Source organism: Nocardia aurantiaca, from assembly GCF_009708175.1.
In the GTDB taxonomy this organism is placed as follows: domain Bacteria; phylum Actinomycetota; class Actinomycetes; order Mycobacteriales; family Mycobacteriaceae; genus Nocardia; species Nocardia aurantiaca.
In genome coordinates this window covers 256759-274330 of record NZ_WMBB01000006.1, presented here as the reverse complement: position 1 = coordinate 274330, position 17572 = coordinate 256759, and the positions used below count along the sequence as shown (strand labels likewise).

Below are 17572 nucleotides of genomic sequence, written 5' to 3'. Positions count from 1 at the left end.
ATAAGCCCAGGTCGGGGTCTGGTGCCCGGTGCGGCCCCGTAAAATGTCGGCGTGAGTTTCGACAATGTACGGGGATATTCGACCCCTGGCCGAGTTTCTCGCACGCCGCACGTGTCCGGAACTCGCTCCGTGGTGCAGCAGTTGGGCCCGCGTCCCGACGGGTCGATTCCGTTCTCGGTCGAATTCAATCCGCCGCGGGACGCCGCCGGCGAGGCGCGCCTGTGGCGAGCCGCGCGCGAGTTCGAGCGGCTGCATCCGGCGTTCGTGTCGATGACCTACGGCGCGGGCGGCTCCACCCGCGACCGCACCATCCGGGTCACCGGCCAGCTGGCGCGCGAGACCACGCTGCTGACGGTCGCGCATCTGACGGCGGTGGATCACTCGGTCGCCGAGCTGCGTTCGATCGTCGGCGCGTACGCCGATGCGGGCATCCGGAATCTGCTGGTGCTGCGCGGCGATCCGCCGGGCGACGTGCTGGGGGAGTGGATCAAGCACCCCGAGGGCGTCGAGTACGCCGAGGAACTGGTCCGCATGGTCCGCGATCTGGGCGACTTCCACGTGGGTGTGGCCTCGTTCCCGCAGGGCCACCCGCGCTCCACCGACCTCGACCAGGACACCCGCTTCCTGGTGTCGAAACTGCGTGCGGGCGCGGAGTATTCGATCACCCAGATGTTCTTCGACGTGGAGCACTATCTGCGCCTGCGGGATCGGGTCATCGCCTGCGATCCGATCGAGGGCGCCAAACCGATCATTCCCGAGCTCATGCCGGTCACCTCGCTGCGCACGGTGCAGCGCGCGGAGGAGCTCTCGGGTCGTCCGCTGCCGGCCAAGGTGATGGAGCGCCTGCGCAAGGCCGCGGGCAATGGCCCGGACGAAGATCGCGCCGCGGTCCGGGCCTGCGGAATCGAGATCGCCACGGAGATGGCCCAGCGCCTCATCTCAGAGGGTGCGCCCTGCCTGCATTTCATCACCCTGAATTTCGCGAAGGCCACCAGCGAAGTGCTGGCGAATCTGGGCTACACCATGTCGGCGACCCCGGCCCACGCCTGATCCGGCTCGCCCACGCCTGATCCGCCGCTCGGCATGCCGCATCAAATGCCGGGAATGCGCTGGTCAACGGAGTAGCGTCCCCCTCACCCGTGACCTCGAGGGGAGCCAATCATGTCCGTGTTCCACCGCCTCGTCCGCGTCGCAGGCGCGGTAGGCGCCTGCGCTGTCCTCACCGCCGCCGGTTCGGCAACCCTCACGGGCCCGGCCGGGGCGGCACCCGCCGATCCCGTCGGCGTCCTGACCGATCCCTCCGCGAGACCGTCCGGAACTGCCGCCGCGCCGCTGACCGAGCAGGCCGCCGCCGCGCTGGCCGCGATCAATGCCGTGGGCGACACCGTCTCTCGGTCCGATACCGCCGGCCCGTCCGACTGGCTGTCCGCCTACGACCAGGCCATCAACGGGCTGCGGGCGCTGGGCATCCAGCCCTTCCTGTACCCGACCGCCGCCCCCTTCTGCCTCGGCGGCACCACCCTCGGCCTGGCTCCCGCCGTGGCGGGCGCGATCCCCGGCCCCTGGCCCACATACGTGGCTTCCGTTCCCGGCCTGGATCTTTCGGCCGTCAAGGCGGGCCAGACCATGTTCGCCTTCGTCCCCTATGGCATCGCGGCCGACGGCGCCGACACCTCCGGCATGCAGGTCGCCTGGTTCAACCTCAGCACCGGCCTCGGAGGCCTGGTCCCCATGGGCCCGCTGAGCGAGGTTCTCAACGCCATGATCCCGTCCCAGGTCCCGGCCGAGCTGCGCCCCATGGTCGAGCAGGCAGTCCGCGACTACTTCACCGCCGCCCTCCCCACCGGCGGCGTCCGCGCCGTACCGGTCACCACCGGTTCCGGCACCGTCCTCGCCGCCATGTTCGGCACCGTCCGCAACGGCGCCACCACCTGCTTCTTCCTCCCGACGATCGGCGTGACCCCTGTCCCCTGACCGGCTCAACGGTCGCCGAGTGCGCGGTCCTTCCAGCGCAGGCTGCCCGCCCGGCGCGCTCGATGCGACCGGGCGGAGAGCCCGAGATAGGCGGCCACGGAGGCCGGATGAGCCAGGGCCGCGACGATGTCCGCGGATTCGATCGGTCCGCCGTTTTCGATGGAGCGGGCCAGCAGACGTGCGGCTGCCGCGGCGCTGTAACCCAGCAATCCGGTCCGCCGGACGCGTCCGTGGCCGAGGAGCGCGGCGAGGGGTGGAAGCCAGAAGGCCAGGGCCGCAAGGGAAGCGATGGCGAGGCTGCCGGTGGGGCCGCCGTAGGCGGACCAGAGCCAGCGGGTATAGCCCTCGGTGAGGGCAAAGGTGGTGCGGTACATGCGGGTTTCGGCGTGAGGACCCGCGGCGACGAGCATGGTGGGGTGGCCGTTGCGGCGCAACTCGCGGGCGATGGCGAGGTCCTCGGTGAGGCTGGTCGCCACCGCGGTGTGGCCGCCGATCGCGCGGTAGGCGGCGGCGTCGAAGACGAGGAATTGGCCGCAGGCCACGGCCATCGAGGGGCGGAGGGTGCGGTTCGCGACGGCGACCGGGAGGGTGGAGGCCCAGGACCAGCACAGCAGGGGCTGGATCAGGCGCTCCGCGGGTGAATCGGCCAGCTGGCGGGGCCAGGGGCAGACGAGGGCGGCTCGCGTGGAGCGCAATTCGTGCACGGCCGCGGCGAGGGCGCCGGGGGAGAGGCGGATGTCGGCGTCGAGGAAGACGAGTACCCCGTCCCCGGCGGTCGACTCGGTCGCGAGGTCGGCCAGGCGGGCACAGGCCGCGGATTTGCCGGTCCAGCCGGGTGCGGGATCGATGTCGTTGCGGGACAGGTGGAAGCGGTCGTCGGTGCCGATGACGGCGCGGGCGGCGGCAGCGGTGCCGTCGGTGGAGGCGTCGTCGAGGATCAGGACCCGCAATCGCGGAACGCCCTGCTGGGCACGGAGATCCGCGATGAGGGAGGGGAGGCGGTCGGCCTCGTCGCGGGCCGGGATACAGACGGTGACCGCTTCGGAGACGGGATGCCCGCCGGGCCGCAGGCGGCGGACGGTAAGGCGATTCGTGAGGGCGATGGCCGCGCCCAGGGCGGCGACGGCGCTACCGGCCGTCACCGCCCTGGCGGCGAGGGTCATCGAGTCTTGGCGCGATCGGGCCGCAGCCACCGGGCCGCGCGCACGTAGGCCGGCGGATCGGGGTTGCGGGTCATGAAGGCGAGGACCGCGACCACGGCCGCCACCGCCAGGGTGATGCCGCCGACGATGCCCGCCCAGCCGGCGAACGAGCGCGTGTTCGGGTCCGCGTAGCCGACTTCGGCGCGCAGCGTGCTGACATCGCCGGGCGGGAGCTTCCAGGTCACCACGGAGTCGCCCTCGCGGTTGCCGTTGGTGGTGGCGACGTGAGCCGGGAAGGCCACGGTCAGCTGCACGTCGGAACCCTGGGGCGGCAGGCTCTTCAGATCGACCCGGCCGGTCAGGGTGACCAGGTCGCCGGTGCGGCTGAAGACCAGGTTGAACATGCCCGAGGTCTGGTCGGACATGCCGCCCAGCTGCTGCACCTCGCCGAAGGTGAGGTCGTCGAAGTACACCTGGCTGCCGACGTATCCGTCCTGCGAGTAGGAATCCACCCGCACCTTGCCCTGTAATCCGTCGGGCGCCTTCAGCTGCGGGCCCTTGTCCTTGTCGTTCTGCGGCACGGCCGCCGCGACAATGCGGCCCGATACCCGGTCATTGGAGGACACACCCATCGACACCTGCACCCGCAGGCATCCGGTCAGCATGACGGCCAGTCCCGCGAACAGGACCACGGCCAGCATCCGCACCCACCGGCGTGATCGCCGTGCTACCGGTGCGCTCGGATTCGACGGTGCCATGGATTCGAGCGTTTCCTCTGCTGTCGACATGTTCGGACTCGGCTGCACGGCTCACATCGTGCCATGCGTCCCGGGCCGCAGGGTGATTCGACGGGCGCTCAGCCCCCGAACCAGCGGAATCCCCAGCATTCCGAGTCCGCAGAACCCGTAAACGGCCGACACCGGCAGCCCCAGGAACATCGCGTGCGCCAGCGTCGACCCCAGCCAGGTCCACAAGAACACCGCCACCGGAACCACCCGCGCCGCGCCGCTGTCCGGAGCAGTCCGATCCCACCACTCCAGCAACCCGGCCATCACCGATGCCACCGCGAACCAGCCGACGTAGTTGGTGACCGGAATGTGCCCCAGCCCAGGCAGTCCCGCAACCGCGCAGCGCCACGTCCACTGCCCGTCCGCGACCATCTGCGGATCCAGGAACAGATCCCATCCGACCGCCCCGAGGGCGGTCAGCGAAATCCGCGCGGCCGCACCATCACCCAGCATCCCGGCGACGATCCACACCGGATACAGCCCGCCGGTCCAAGCCAGCGGCACCACCAGCGGCACCCCGAGCAGCTCGGGCCCCAGCCGCCCACCCGCGTAGCCGTAGCCGCCGAACGGAAACCCGGCCGCCGTCCCCAGGACCTCGCTGCCGAGCCCGATCCCCGACACAATCACCAGCAAACCCGCAGCCCACCGCACGCCACGCGTCGCTCCGGCGTGCGCCAGAGCCGAACCCGCCGAGAGCAATACGACCGCTATGGTCACCCGATCTCGCGCGACCTCGTGCATCAGCGGATACGCGATCTGCACCAGCACGAGCGACACCGCCGGTACAGCCGTGACGACCGCGGCACGCGCTGCGGCGAGCTCGCGCAGGTCAGATCCTGTCATCGCCGGCGAAACAGGCGGCGAGGACGCAGATCGCGTTCGATCAGCCGGGCCACACTGCGCCCGCTCGCGCCGGAGACGCCACCGCCCGGATGCGTCGACGCGCCCGTGAGATACAGCCCCGGCGCGCCCGGCACCCGCTGGCCCGCCAGCTCGGGCAGCGGCCGCCACATGAACATCTGGTCGATGGACATCTCGACGTGCATGACATTGCCGCCGAGCAGACCCATCTCCTGTTCCAGATCGACCGGAGTCTGGACGAAGCGCTGCGTCACCGTGTCGGCGAATCCCGGCGCGTGGGCGTCGACTTCGGCGATGATGCGGTCGGCCTCACGGTCGCCGTACTCCGACCAGGAGGCGCCGTCGGCCAGGTCATAGGGATGCCATTGCGACCACAGCGTGACCTGATGCTCGCCCGCGGGCGCGATGTTCGGATCTAGTGCGCTGAAGCTCATGGCCAGCACGACCGGGCGCGGCGGCAGATCCCCGGCCAGCGCGGCGCCGTGGGCGCGGCGCAGCTCGCGGCGATCGGTGACGAGAAGTTGCAGGCCGCGGGCGGATTCGGCGGTTTCCGCACCCGGGTAGCGGGGCAGGCCGCTGAGCGCGGCGCGCACGACCATGCCGATGCCCGGCCCCACACGAATGCGACGTCGCCAGTCGGAGATGACCCCGGCGTCGAATCCACCCTGTTCCAACAGGTTCAGCGTGGTGAGGATATGGGTGCCCGCGATCACGATGTCCGCGCGCACGTTTCGCCCGTCCGCGGTGCGCACCTGCCAGGCGTCCCCGGCCCGGACGATCGAGGTGACCGCGTCCCCGGCGCTCACGATTCCGCCGTCCGCTTGCAGTCGCGCCACCAGCGCCGAGGTCAGCGCGCCGCTGCCGCCGACCGCCCGCCCGGGCGGCAGCGTGTGCATGAGCGCCGCGAACCCCACCATGGGCGCGGACCCGGGTTCGGACATGGGCGGCCCGGACTGCGCGCCGAACCAGGCCAGCGCCGCCTTCAGCCGTTCACTGTCGAAAAGACTGTCCAGCAGCGCGTCTCCGGTCTGCGTCATCTCCCGGGACAGTGCCCCGCCGTCGGCCCGACCGGTCGCCCCGGCGGCCTCGCGGGGATCCATGCCCCAGAACGATTTCAGCAGATTCCCGCCCGTCGGTCTCCCCGAGAACGCTCGCATCACCCGGGCGCTGCGCGGACCCCACACGGTCACGAATCGCCGATACGCCTCGGCGTCGCGCTCCCCGCAGGCCGCCGCGATGGACGCGCAGGTCCGATCCAGATCCCGGTGGAACACGATCGGCGACATCCCGCTTCCGGGCGGCGCGGGCGCGAAAGCCCATGGGTCGCAGTCGATGTATCGCAGCCCGAACCGCGCCAGCTCGAGCTCCTCGATGATCCCGGTGTGCCGGATCATGATGTGCGCCGAGGATCCCCGATCGACCAGATGCCCGGGGAACCGCTCGACCGTGGACACCGCCCCGCCCAGCACGGTGTCGCGCTCGAGCACCTCGACCCGATGTCCGGCCCGCGCCAGATAGCAGGCCGCGACCAGCGCATTGTGCCCGGAACCGATGATGACGATGGTCCGGGATCCGACGTCGCTCCTACTCACAGGGGCAGCCGCCGCCCGAGCACCGCGAACCGCCGGGTGTCCCCGGAGAAGATGAAGTGCCGCACCACATCCCCGAATCCCTGCCGCCGATACAGCCGCCAGGCCCGGTTCGCTTCCTGATCCACCTCGGGGGTGGACAGCAGCACGGTCCGCTCGGGCCGGTTCTGGAGCAGTCGGGTCAGCAGGATCTCGCCGAGCCCGCGTCCCTGCGCGGCCGGATGCACATGCAGCTCGGTCAGCTCGAAGTAGTCCGAAAGCAGTTGCCGCGCGGCGTGTTCGGGCCAGCCGGTGCGCCGCATACCGCTGTACACCTGCTGATGCCACCACTGATGCGGCGCGCCGTGGTACCCGTAGGCGATGGCCACGATGGGCGCGGTCCGAAGGTCGAGTCGTCCGTCGTCGTCGGGCAGCACCGCCGCCACCGCCTGCCATCCGGGCCGGGTGGTGTGCTCGGTCCACATCGGCGCCCGCTGATGTTCGGTACCGCGCGGGTAATCCATGGCCGCCACATAGACCGCGAGGGCGTCATGGAGTCGGTGCCGCAGGGTCGCGGCCGACAGGTCGACCACGACCGGTGCGGGTGTCGATTTGGGGGTCACTGCGGTCATCGGCTGGACGCAACTCTCGTTGGCGCGGACGGATGAGGTCGACAGTAGCGCCACTGCGTGGGCGTCAACTTGTCGGTGGGTCTGTCTATATTCAAACCCACGAGAAACCTTCGAATACCTGTTCGATCTTACTGGCGGGCGAAATGCCCGATCGGGACCGGAAGTCCTTGGGAAGACGAATCGGGTGTGCGAGTGGGGAGGTACCCGAAATGAGCGGGAAAACTGAACGACCGGGCCACCCCGGCCGCGCCGGCGACCTTCTGCGCAAGGCGGACGGTCTGTTGCGGGAGGCTCGGGGGGAAACCGATCCGGCGGAGCGCTTCCGCACCGCCTACCTCGCCGCCCTGCGCGGCGCGGGCGCCGTGCTGGCGCTCACCGGGGCGGACCGCGCGCCTCGTGCGCGTTCTCGTAACGCCTGGGTCCTGATGCAGCGCGCGGCACCGGAATTCGTCATGTGGGCCGACTATTTCACCGGCCAGTCCGAGACGCGTGCGGCCCTGGAGGCCGGGTTGCCGCGGCCCATCGACGATCGCCGCGCGGACGAGTTCGCTTCGCGGGTAGGCGCATTCCTGCATGACGTGGAGGACCTGATGGCCGCGGCGGCCCGGCTGCGGCCCAGCTCAGGGTGGGTGACCGGAATGCTGGCGTGAGTATCGGCGAGTAGGTGGTCGCGGTCTGATCGAACTCGTATTATTGGTGGCAGACAGCCGCCAAGGTCGGCTATCCGTCGTCTACCCGGAGACGACAGCCACCACCTAGTGCCGGGGGAGGTACCGTGCCACTCTCCGAGCACGAGCAGCGCATGCTCGAACAGATCGAGAGCGCGCTCTATGCTGAGGATCCTAAGTTCGCCTCGACTGTTCGGGGCGGACGGTTACGTTCTGCCACCGGTCGACGCAGACTTCAGGCGGCCGCCTTGTTCGTCCTCGGTCTGTTCCTATTGGTGGCAGGTATCGCCGCACCGTTCAAGCCGGGCGGCTTCCCGATCATCAGTCTGGTCGGATTCATCGTCATGTTCGGCGCGGGTGTGCTGTTGCTGATCGGTGGCCCTCGGATGAGCTCGCCGAGCGGTCGTGGCTCCGACGCGCATCCCAGCACGGGTGGCGCTCCCGGCGTCGGCCGGGGGAAGCCACGCAAGCAGGGCGGGTTTTCCGCGCGGATGGAGGACCGGTTCCGCAAGAGGTTCGAACAGGACAGTTGACCGGGCTGCCGTGCCGCCGCGAGTCGGCGCGCGCGGCGGCAGACGATGATCGACTAACTGAATATCTCACGACACGCCATGACGCCACACCGATTTAGGGTGTGGCGTCACGGCGTTTCTGGTTGATGCCGGTTCGGCGTGTCGAAGGCTGTCCACGATTCCCCACGCCTCCCCACGGGAGCTCTCCAGCGCGCTCCACTCATGTCGGAAATGCACGCTATCTGCGGGTTTGCTGGCGGTTGTCGGATGCCCGCCGACGCGCGTCGCGCGTGTCGGGGGAACTGCGCAAAATCTTCCCCACCCCTGTGATAGCTGGTGTGACCTGCGAAGTTCGCCAAGCGGGGACCGAGATCACCGACGCTTTCGATTGAAAGTGGGGGAAAGTGGGGTAATGTGGAGCGCGCACTACAGGAGGCCGAACAGTCGAGAGGGTGATCCGGTAGGAGGTGTCGAGGTTTGTTTCTCGGTACCTACACCCCTCGGTTGGACGACAAAGGGCGACTGACGTTGCCTGCGAAGTTCCGGGACGAGCTGGCGGGAGGGTTGATGGTCACGAAGGGACAGGACCACAGCCTTGCCGTGTATCCCAAGGACGAGTTCACCGCGCTCGCGCGGAGAGCCGCGGCGGCATCCCGATCGAACCCGCAGGCCCGCGCATTCGTCCGGGCCTTGGCGGCTTCCAGCGATGAACAGCGTCCGGACACGCAGGGCCGGATCATGCTGTCGGCCGAGCATCGCCGCTACGCCAACCTCACGAAGGATTGCGTGGTGATCGGTTCGGTCGACTTCCTCGAGATATGGGACAAGATGGCGTGGGATTCCTACCTCGCCGAGCATGAGGAGGATTACTCGCAGGCCAGAGACGAGTCGCTGGGCGGGATCTTCTAGCCCGCAGCGAGGCGAGTGCCCTGCGGCCTCTGCCCGACACCGACCCTGACGTACTTCCCCAACGCCAGGTGCGGTGCTTCGGTCAGAGACCACGGGGCATTCGCCCAACTTCGAAGGTCCTTTTCGCTTGCGAGCCGTACGGCCGTGCGAATGAACGTGAGGCAGGAATTCCGGGAGGTCGAGGTGCACCGAAGCAGTGACGTCCCCCGCCATGTTCCGGTACTCCTCCATCGCGCCGACGAAATTCTCGGTCCCGCACTGCATTCCGAGGGCGCGGTCTACCTGGACTGCACGCTGGGTCTCGGCGGTCATGCCGAGCACTTCCTGCGGACGTACCCGAATATCCGCCTGGTCGGGCTGGACCGCGACACCGCCGCGCTGCAGTTGGCCAGTGAGCGGCTGGCGCCGTTCCGGGACCGGATCACTCTGGTGCACACCAGGTATGACGGCATCGCGTACGCGCTCGAGCGGGCGGGGCTACCCGACAAGGCTTCGGTCAGCGCGATTCTGATGGACCTGGGTGTGTCCTCCATGCAGCTGGACGAGGCCGAACGCGGCTTCGCCTACTCCATCGACGCGCCTCTGGACATGCGGATGGACACCAGCACCGGCCCGACCGCCGCCGACGTGCTCAATACCTACAGCCACGGCGAGCTGGCCCGGGTCCTGAAAACCTATGGCGAGGAACGGTTCGCGGGCAAGATCGCCGCCGAGATCGTGCGGCGCCGCCAGCGCACCCCGTTCACCACCAGCGCCCAGCTGGTGGAGCTGCTGTATGACACCATCCCGGCCGCGGCGCGACGCACGGGCGGGCATCCGGCCAAGCGCACCTTCCAGGCGCTGCGCGTCGAGGTGAACCGGGAGCTGGAGTCCCTGGAGGCGGCGCTGCCCGCCGCGCTGGATGCGCTGGTCCCGGGCGGCCGCATCGTGGTCATGAGCTACCAGTCCCTGGAGGACCGGGTGGTGAAGGCGGAGTTCGCCAAGCGATCGGCCTCGCGCACACCGCTGGACCTGCCGGTCGAATTGCCGGGTATGGGGCCGGAATTCAGGATTCTGACCCGCGGCGCGGAGAAAGCGACCCAGCAGGAGATCGAGGACAATCCGCGGGCCGCCCCGGTGCGCATGCGGGCGGCGGAACGGATCGCAGGGGAGGAGCAACCGTGAGGTTCCGGGGTATTCGGAAGTGCCGGGCGGCCACCCGCTGGATCGGGGCCGCCCGATGACTACCCGGACACAGGCGACGGGCCGGGGGGCTCGCCGGGTGCAGGCCGCCGAACGCGTGAAATCGGGTGCGGCGCAACGTGCCTACGCCCGCCGCCGCAATCGTGAGGGCGGCCGGACCGAGTTGCCCGGCATGCGCCGGGGGCGGCGCAGCGATCCGATTCCGCGCGGCCGCATGTCCTTCGTGGCCACCATCATCGCGTTGCTGGGCTGCGGCCTGGCCTTGACGTTGTTGCTCACCACCCGCGCCACCGAGGACAGCTATCAGCTCGGCGATCAGCGCCGCGCCAATCAGAAGCTGTCCGATGAGCGTGACGCGCTGCAGCGCGAGGTCGCCTCCGCCGACTCGGCGCCCGAATTGGCCAAGCGCGCAGCCGAACTCGGCATGATCCCGGCCAAGGACCCGGCCCGCCTGGTGATCGGGCCGGACGGCCAGGTCGTCGTGGTCGGCGATCCGCAGCCCGCCCAGGGCACGCCCGCGCCGCCGCTCAACACCACCCCGCCGGCGGCCCAGCCGCCGAAACTGCAGCAGGCACAGGGCGAGCGGGTGGTCCCGGTGACGACGACACCCGCGCCGTCTACCACACCGAACGCCGCCCCGCCGCCCGCGACCGCGGCGAATCCTGTTCCTGTGGCGCCGCTTCCGACTCCGCAGAACCCGCAGGTCCAGGCGAACGGAGCGCCCCGATGACGGTGATCGCGCGGCGAGCGAACGGGGCTGGTCGATGAGCCCTGCCCGCGCGGGGCGCGGGCGCGATTCCGGCCGGGGCCGGTCCGATTCCGGTCGGGGGCGTGTCGCCTCCGGCCGGGGGCGGTCGGGTTCCGGCCGCGCCGGCTCGGGGCCGGGTCGCCAGTCCCGGCCGCGGCCCGCTCCGGGGCTGGATTCGAGCACGCGGTTCCGGTTCGCGGTGGGCCGGCTGGTCATGCTGGTGGCGCTCGCCGTGGCGGCCATCCAATTGCTGTGGGTGCAGAGCATTTCCGCGCCGACGCTGTCTGCGGAGGCGGCCAGCCAGCGCACAGTGAAACTGGCCGATCCCGCGACCCGGGGACCGATCACGGATCGCTACGGGAAGTCGCTGGCATTCACGATCGCGGCCAAGGCCCTGACCTTTCAACCGGTGCGGGTGCGCAAGGATCTCGCGGACGAACACGAGATGAATCCGAAGACCGCGCCGGATCCGGACGACCGGCTGGCGGCCATCGCCAAATACATTCACCAGAAGCTCGGCAAAGACGCGCCCGAGAAGGACATTCTCGCCAATCTGAAGAGCGACGAGCCGTTCGTGTACCTGGTGCGCAATGTGGATCCGCGCGTCGCGGCCGATATCAATCTGCAGTTCCCGGAGATCGGGCTCGAACGCCAGGACATGCGTGAATATCCGGGTGGATCGTTGGCCGCCAATGTGATCGGCGCGACCGGCTGGGATGGGCACGGCCAGATCGGCCTGGAGTCCTCGATGGACGCGCTGCTGGCCGGTTCGGACGGTTCGATGACCTATGACCGCGGCTCCGACGGCGCGGTGATCCCGGGTTCGTGGCGTGACCGCCAGCCCGCGGTGAACGGCTACGGCGTCGAGCTCACCCTGGACTCGGATCTGCAGTACTACGTGCAGCAGCAGGTGCAGCAGGCCAAGGATCTCTCCGGCGCGGGCGCGGCCTCGGCGGTGGTGCTGGACGTGCACACCGGCCAGGTGCTGGCCATGGCCAATGACAACACCTTCAATCCAGCCATGGGACCGCGGTACTGGTCCACGACCGACCTGGGTAACCCGTCGGTGCAGGAGGTATTCGAGCCGGGCTCGGTGAACAAGATCATCACCGCGGCCGCTGCCATCGAGTACGGCCTCACCACTCCCGATGAGGTGCACCAGGTTCCGGGCAGCATCTTCATGGGCGGTGTCACGGTGCACGACGCCTGGGAGCACGGCGTCGCCCCGTACACCACCACCGGCATCTTCGGTAAGTCCTCCAATGTGGGCACCCTCATGCTGGCGCAGCGCGTCGGCGAGGACCGCTATTTCGACATGCTCAAGAAGTTCGGCCTGGGTCAGCGCACCGGTGTCGGCCTGCCCGGTGAGAGCGGCGGCGTGGTGCCCGCCCGCGACCAGTGGTCGGGCTCCACCTTCGCCAACCTGCCGATCGGCCAGGGCCTTTCGATGACCACCCTGCAGATGACCAGCATGTACCAGGCCATCGCCAATGATGGCGTGCGGATTCCGCCGCGCATCGTGAAGGCCAAGGTCGCTCCGGACGGCGCCCGCACCGAGGAGGAGCAGCCGGACGGCGTCAAGGTGGTGAGCCCGCAGACGGCGCAGACGCTGCGCCAGATGTTCCAGGCCGTGGTGCAGAAGGATCCGCGCGGCATCCAGTCCGGCACCGGCGGCCCGGCGTCGATCGAGGGCTATCAGATCGCGGGCAAGACCGGCACCGCCCAACAGATCGATCCCAAGTGCCATTGCTACTCCAGCGACCGCTATTGGATCACCTTCGCGGGCATGGCCCCCGCCGACAATCCCCGGTATGTGATCGGCATGATGCTGGATGCCCCGATGCGCAGCTCCGATGGCAGCGGCGGTGGTTCGGCCGCGCCGCTGTTCCACAGCATCGCGTCATGGCTGCTGCAGCGGGACCGCGTTCCGCCATCGCCGCCCGCCAAACAGCTGATTCTGCAGGCGAGTTAGCGCGGGGAACGAATGGTAGTGACGCCCACCGCCGCCGGTGCGCACACCGGTGGGGGACCGAACTGTGCCGTGCCGATCGCGCGACGATCGAACACGGGTAACCTGACACGTCGATCCGGTCATCCGGACGAATTTCTGCCATGACAGCCATCCGGAGAGGAGCTTCGTGCCCGCGCAGTCGGTACCGCGCAGCGGTGATTCGGCACAGCCGCGCAGCGGTGATTCGGCAGTCCCGCGCAGTAGTTATTCGGCACGGCCGCGCGCCGGTGATTCGGCAGTCCCGTGCAGCGGTGATTCGGCCGAGCCGCAGCTGCTTCGGCCCGCCGCACCGCCGGCGACCACTCTGCGCACGGTGGCGGAGCTGACGGGCGCGCGGCCCGCGGGGTCCGCGGCAGGTTTCGAGGACATCCAGCTCACCGGCATAGAACAGCGCTCGAACGCGGTGTTGCCGGGCGATCTGTTCGCCGGTCTGGCCGGCGACCGCGCGCACGGCGCGCGTTTCGCCCGGGGCGCGGTCGAGCGCGGCGCGGTCGCGATCCTCACCGATCCGGCGGGCGCGGAGCTGATCGGCGAGATCGCCGTTCCCGTGCTCGTGCACGATTCGCCGCGCGCGGTCCTCGGCGAGTTGTCCTCGGCCCTTTACGGTGATCCGTCTCGCAAACTCCGCATCGTCGGTATCACCGGCACGTCCGGCAAGACCACCACGTCGTATCTGGTGGAGGCCGGGCTGGCCGCGGCCGGGCTGCGCACCGCCCTCATCGGCACCATCGAGACCCGCATCGGCGGCGTCCGGGTGCCGTCGGCGCTGACCACCCCCGAAGCCCCGCAGTTGCACGCCATGTTCGCGCTCATGGTGGAGCGGGGCGTGGACGCCGTGGTCATGGAGGTCTCGAGCCATGCGCTGGCGCTGGGCCGGGTGGACGGGGTGCGCTTCGCGGTCGGCGCGTTCACCAATCTGTCCCAGGACCACCTCGACTTCCACGCCGGGTTCGAGGACTACTTCGCCGCCAAGCGCCGCCTGTTCGTTCCGGACGGCCCGGATTCGGCCGCCGCGCCGCGTCCCTCGGTGGCCGCGCGCACGGCGGTGATCTGTGTCGACGACGAGTGGGGGCAGCGCCTGGCGGGCGACGTGTCCGACTGTCTCGCAGCCGAATCCGGTGATGCCGCCGGGCGTTTGCGCACCGTGGCGACCCGCGCGGGCGTGCCCGCGGACTGGACCGCCGGGCCGGCCATCGCCGGACCGGGCGGCACCCAGGAGTTCACCGCTTCGGGTCCGGGCGTCAATGTGGATGTGCGGCTGCGGCTTCCGGGCGCGTACAACATCGCCAATGGAATCCTGGCCGTCGCGGTGTGCGCGGCGGCCGGTGTCGAGGCGCAGACCGCCGCTGCGGCGCTCGGCGCGGTCGATGTGCCGGGCCGCATGCAGCGGGTGGATCGGGGGCAGGAGTTTCTGGCCGTGGTGGATTACGCGCACAAGCCCGCCGCGATCGAATCGGTCGTGGCGACTCTGCGCACGTGGTTGGCCGAGCGCCGCCTCCTCCCCGGGCTTGGGGAGGGGCGTCTGGCCGTGGTGGTGGGCGCGGGCGGTGATCGCGATGCCGGCAAGCGGCCCTTGATGGGTGCGGCGGCGGCGCGCGGCAGCGACCTGGCCATCATTACCGACGACAATCCGCGCAGCGAGGACCCGGCGGCCATTCGCGCCGCGGTGCTCGCGGGAGCCCAGGCGGTTCCGGGCGCGGAACGCGGTGAGGTCCGGGAGGTTGGGGACCGGGCAGCCGCGATCCGGATCGCCGTCGACTGGGCGCAGCCCGGCGACGTGGTGCTGGTCGCGGGCAAGGGACATGAGACAGGGCAGGAGATTGCAGGCGTGAAGCACCCGTTCGACGATCGCGAGGTACTCGCGGCCGCCCTGTCGGAAAAGACGAGGGACCTGACGCATTCATGATCGAAATGACTTTGCGGGAAATCGCGGAGGTCGTCGGCGGCACGCTGCACGACGCCCCCGATCCCGAGGCGAAGGTCACCGGTTCGGCCGAATTCGATTCGCGCCGAATCGGTTCCGGTGACCTGTTCCTGGCGCTGCCGGGTGAGCGCGCCGACGGCCACGACTTCGCGGCGCAGGCCGTCGCGGGGGGCGCGGTCGCGGTGCTGGCCGCCCGGCCCGTCGGGGTGCCCGCCATCGTGGTGGCGCCCCGCCCCGGGAACACGCGCGCCATCGCGCTGGCCCATGACACCGACGGCTCGGGCGCGGCCGTGCTGGACGCGCTGGCCGCCCTGGCCCGCGTCAGCGTGGACCGCCTGGTGCAGGCCGGCAATCTGACCGTGGTCGGCGTGACCGGCTCCTCGGGCAAGACCTCTACCAAGGATCTGCTCGCGGCGGTGCTCGCCCCGCTGGGACCCGTTGTGGCCCCGCCCGGTTCGTTCAACAACGAGCTCGGCCACCCGTGGACGGCCCTGCGCGCCGACGCCGAGACCCGCTTCCTGGTGCTCGAGTTGTCCGCCCGCGGCCCGGGACACATCAAGGCGCTCACCGAGATCGCCCCGCCGAGCGTCGGCGTCGTGCTCAATGTCGGCACCGCGCACCTGGGCGAGTTCGGCAGCCGCGAGGTCATCGCGCAGACCAAAGGCGAACTCGTCGAGACCCTTCCCGCCTCCGGGCTGGCCGTGCTCAATGCCGACGACCACCTGGTCGCCGCGATGGCAAACCGGACCGCTGCCCGCGTGGTGACCGTCGGCCACGCCGCCGATGCCGATGTTCGCGCCTCCGACGTGGTCCTCGACGATCGGGCGCGCGCGCGATTCACTCTGCACGCCAACGGTGAATCCATCGAGGTCCAGCTGGCCGTGCACGGCGAGCACCAGGTCGGCAACGCTCTCGCCGCCGCCGCCGTCGCCCTGGATCAGGGTGCGGACCTCGCGACCGTCGCCCGTGCGCTGTCCGGCGCGGCCGCCGTCTCGGAGCGCCGCATGGACGTGCGCACCCGCGCCGACGGCGTCACCGTCGTCAATGACTCCTACAACGCCAATCCGGATTCGGTGCGAGCCGCCCTCAAGGCGCTGGTCACCATGTCCAAGGCCGGGACCGAGCCGCGCCCGAGCTGGGCGGTGCTCGGCGAAATGGGCGAACTGGGCGAGGAATCCGTCCTCGAACACGACCGGATCGGCCGCCTGGTGGTACGGCTGGACGTGGACCGCCTGGTCGTGGTCGGCCAGGGCCGTCCCGTGCGCGCCCTGTTCCAGGGTGCGGTGCAGGAGGGCTCCTGGGGTGAGGAGGCCGTCCACGTGCCGGATATCGACGCCGCCATCGCGCTGCTCGACGAGGAACTCGAGCCCGGCGCGGTGGTGCTGGTGAAGGGTTCGAACTCCGCGGGGCTGTGGACGGTCGCCGAACACCTGATCGGTGCGGCCGACAGCGGCCAGGCCCCGACGAGTCAGCCGAGCGTAGCCATGGAGGGCCCCGCTGTCGGCCACATGGGTGCTGAGCAGGAGGCCGCTCGATGACCCAGATCCTGTTGTCGGCCGCCATCGCGCTGGCCGTCTCCATCCTGCTGACCCCCGTGGTGATCCGGTACTTCGCCAAACAGGGCTTCGGACAGGAGATCCGGGTCGACGGCCCGGAGAGCCACAAGGCCAAGCGCGGCACCCCCACCATGGGCGGCGTCGCGATCATCATCGGCATGTGGGCGGGCTACCTCGGCTCGCACCTGATCTCCATGACCTACGGTGAGCCGGGCCCGTCGGCCTCGGGTCTGCTGGTCATGGGCCTGGCCACGGCGCTGGGCTTCGTCGGCTTCACCGATGACCTGATCAAACTGCGCAAGCAGCGCAACCTGGGCCTGACCGCGGCCGGCAAATACATCGGCCAGCTCACCGCTGCCGTCGTCTTCGGCGTGCTGGCCTTGCAGTTCAAGAACATTCACGGCCTGACCCCCGGCGACAAGCGCCTGTCCTACACACGCGACATCAACACCCTGTCGATGAGCGTGGTGGTCTTCCTGGCATTCGTCTGCCTGCTGGTGGTGGCCTGGTCCAACGCGGTGAACCTGACCGATGGCCTCGACGGCCTCGCGGCCGGTTCGATGAGCCTGGTGCTGGGCGCGTACATGATCATCACCTTCTGGCAGTGGCGCAATTCCTGCTCCGCGCACGCGGTCGCGGGCTGCTACCAGGTCCGGGACCCGCTCGACCTAGCCCTGGTGTGCGCCGCGGGCGGCGCGGCCTGTATCGGGTTCCTGTGGTGGAATGCCGCGCCCGCCAAGATCTTCATGGGCGACACCGGCTCGTTGATGCTGGGCGGTCTGCTCGCGGGCCTGTCCATCACCACCCGCACCGAGCTGCTGATGGTCGTGATGGGCGCGCTGTTCGTGGCCGAGGCCGCGTCGGTGGTGCTGCAGGTGGCGGTCTTCCGCGCCACGCGCAACCGCCTGTTCAAGATGGCGCCGTTCCATCACCATTTCGAGCTGAGCGGGTGGGCCGAGACCTCGGTGATCATCCGGTTCTGGTTGCTGGCCGGCATGGCCTCGGCGATCGGTCTGGGCCTGTTCTACAGTGAATACCTTTCTGCGGCAGGGTGAGTGAGCAATGTCCGAACATTCTCCGAGGGTCCTGCGCTCGCC

16 protein-coding genes are annotated in these 17572 nt (G+C 69.8%); 11 read left to right on the top strand and 5 right to left on the bottom strand.

The features are described from left to right. Positions 1-51: 51 nt before the first annotated feature. Both GLP40_RS14760 and GLP40_RS14755 read left to right on the top strand, forming a co-directional pair. Entirely contained in the window at positions 52-1050 is a 999-nt protein-coding gene (locus GLP40_RS14760) for a methylenetetrahydrofolate reductase (RefSeq protein WP_328290171.1), read from the top strand. Positions 1051-1161: 111 nt separating this feature from the next. Further along, the gene (locus tag GLP40_RS14755) at positions 1162-1974 is read left to right on the top strand and encodes a hypothetical protein (RefSeq protein ID WP_154788449.1); all 813 of its coding nucleotides are present in this window, start codon (positions 1162-1164) and stop codon (positions 1972-1974) included. A gap of 5 nt (positions 1975-1979) precedes the next feature. On the opposite strand, the gene GLP40_RS14750 is transcribed toward GLP40_RS14755, so the two are convergent. The 5 genes from GLP40_RS14750 to GLP40_RS14730 are packed head-to-tail and all read right to left on the bottom strand — an operon-like array spanning position 1980 to position 6965. Continuing rightward, positions 1980-3137, bottom strand: a complete 1158-nt coding sequence (locus GLP40_RS14750) for a glycosyltransferase (protein WP_154788448.1) — start codon at positions 3135-3137, stop codon at positions 1980-1982. Beyond that, positions 3134-3874 (bottom strand): LppM family (lipo)protein, encoded by a 741-nt coding sequence (locus tag GLP40_RS14745; RefSeq protein ID WP_196054686.1) that lies wholly within the window; start codon positions 3872-3874, stop codon positions 3134-3136. Before GLP40_RS14745 ends, GLP40_RS14750 begins: the two co-directional genes overlap by 4 nt. Positions 3875-3925: 51 nt before the next feature. Then, on the bottom strand, positions 3926-4747 hold the full coding sequence (locus tag GLP40_RS14740) for a carotenoid biosynthesis protein (RefSeq protein ID WP_154788446.1): 822 nt from the start codon (positions 4745-4747) through the stop codon (positions 3926-3928). Further along, positions 4744-6357, bottom strand: coding sequence for a phytoene desaturase family protein (locus tag GLP40_RS14735; protein WP_328290170.1), 1614 nt, complete (start codon positions 6355-6357; stop codon positions 4744-4746). Before GLP40_RS14735 ends, GLP40_RS14740 begins: the two co-directional genes overlap by 4 nt. Beyond that, a complete protein-coding gene (locus tag GLP40_RS14730) occupies positions 6354-6965 on the bottom strand; it encodes a GNAT family N-acetyltransferase (RefSeq protein ID WP_154788445.1) in 612 nt (203 codons plus the stop codon). The genes GLP40_RS14735 and GLP40_RS14730 overlap by 4 nt, the downstream gene beginning before the upstream one ends. A 209-nt stretch (positions 6966-7174) precedes the next feature. Between GLP40_RS14730 and GLP40_RS14725 the strand changes: the two genes are divergently transcribed. From GLP40_RS14725 to mraY, 9 genes are all read left to right on the top strand, one after another. After that, complete coding sequence (locus GLP40_RS14725) at positions 7175-7615, top strand: SAV_6107 family HEPN domain-containing protein (protein WP_154788444.1); 441 nt, start codon at positions 7175-7177, stop codon at positions 7613-7615. Positions 7616-7740: 125 nt separating this feature from the next. Further along, entirely contained in the window at positions 7741-8166 is a 426-nt protein-coding gene (locus tag GLP40_RS14720) for a DUF3040 domain-containing protein (protein WP_328290169.1), read from the top strand. A gap of 456 nt (positions 8167-8622) precedes the next feature. After that, positions 8623-9054, top strand: coding sequence for a division/cell wall cluster transcriptional repressor MraZ (mraZ, locus tag GLP40_RS14715; RefSeq protein ID WP_154788442.1), 432 nt, complete (start codon positions 8623-8625; stop codon positions 9052-9054). A 150-nt stretch (positions 9055-9204) separates the two neighbouring features. Further along, the gene (gene rsmH, locus GLP40_RS14710) at positions 9205-10218 is read left to right on the top strand and encodes a 16S rRNA (cytosine(1402)-N(4))-methyltransferase RsmH (RefSeq protein WP_154788441.1); all 1014 of its coding nucleotides are present in this window, start codon (positions 9205-9207) and stop codon (positions 10216-10218) included. A gap of 55 nt (positions 10219-10273) precedes the next feature. Beyond that, positions 10274-10966: an FtsB/FtsL family cell division protein gene (locus tag GLP40_RS14705; protein ID WP_196054667.1), complete on the top strand. Its 693-nt coding sequence runs from the start codon at positions 10274-10276 to the stop codon at positions 10964-10966. 34 nt (positions 10967-11000) lie between these two features. Beyond that, positions 11001-12956 carry a peptidoglycan D,D-transpeptidase FtsI family protein gene (locus GLP40_RS14700; RefSeq protein WP_154788440.1) on the top strand — a complete coding sequence of 652 codons (1956 nt, stop codon included), beginning with the start codon at positions 11001-11003 and terminating at the stop codon, positions 12954-12956. A 352-nt stretch (positions 12957-13308) separates the two neighbouring features. Then, positions 13309-14901: a UDP-N-acetylmuramoyl-L-alanyl-D-glutamate--2,6-diaminopimelate ligase gene (locus GLP40_RS14695; RefSeq protein WP_328290168.1), complete on the top strand. Its 1593-nt coding sequence runs from the start codon at positions 13309-13311 to the stop codon at positions 14899-14901. Continuing rightward, positions 14898-16457, top strand: a complete 1560-nt coding sequence (locus tag GLP40_RS14690; RefSeq protein ID WP_154788439.1) for a UDP-N-acetylmuramoyl-tripeptide--D-alanyl-D-alanine ligase — start codon at positions 14898-14900, stop codon at positions 16455-16457. Before GLP40_RS14695 ends, GLP40_RS14690 begins: the two co-directional genes overlap by 4 nt. Then, entirely contained in the window at positions 16454-17530 is a 1077-nt protein-coding gene (mraY, locus tag GLP40_RS14685; RefSeq protein WP_154788438.1) for a phospho-N-acetylmuramoyl-pentapeptide-transferase, read from the top strand. Before GLP40_RS14690 ends, mraY begins: the two co-directional genes overlap by 4 nt. Positions 17531-17572: the final 42 nt, after the last annotated feature.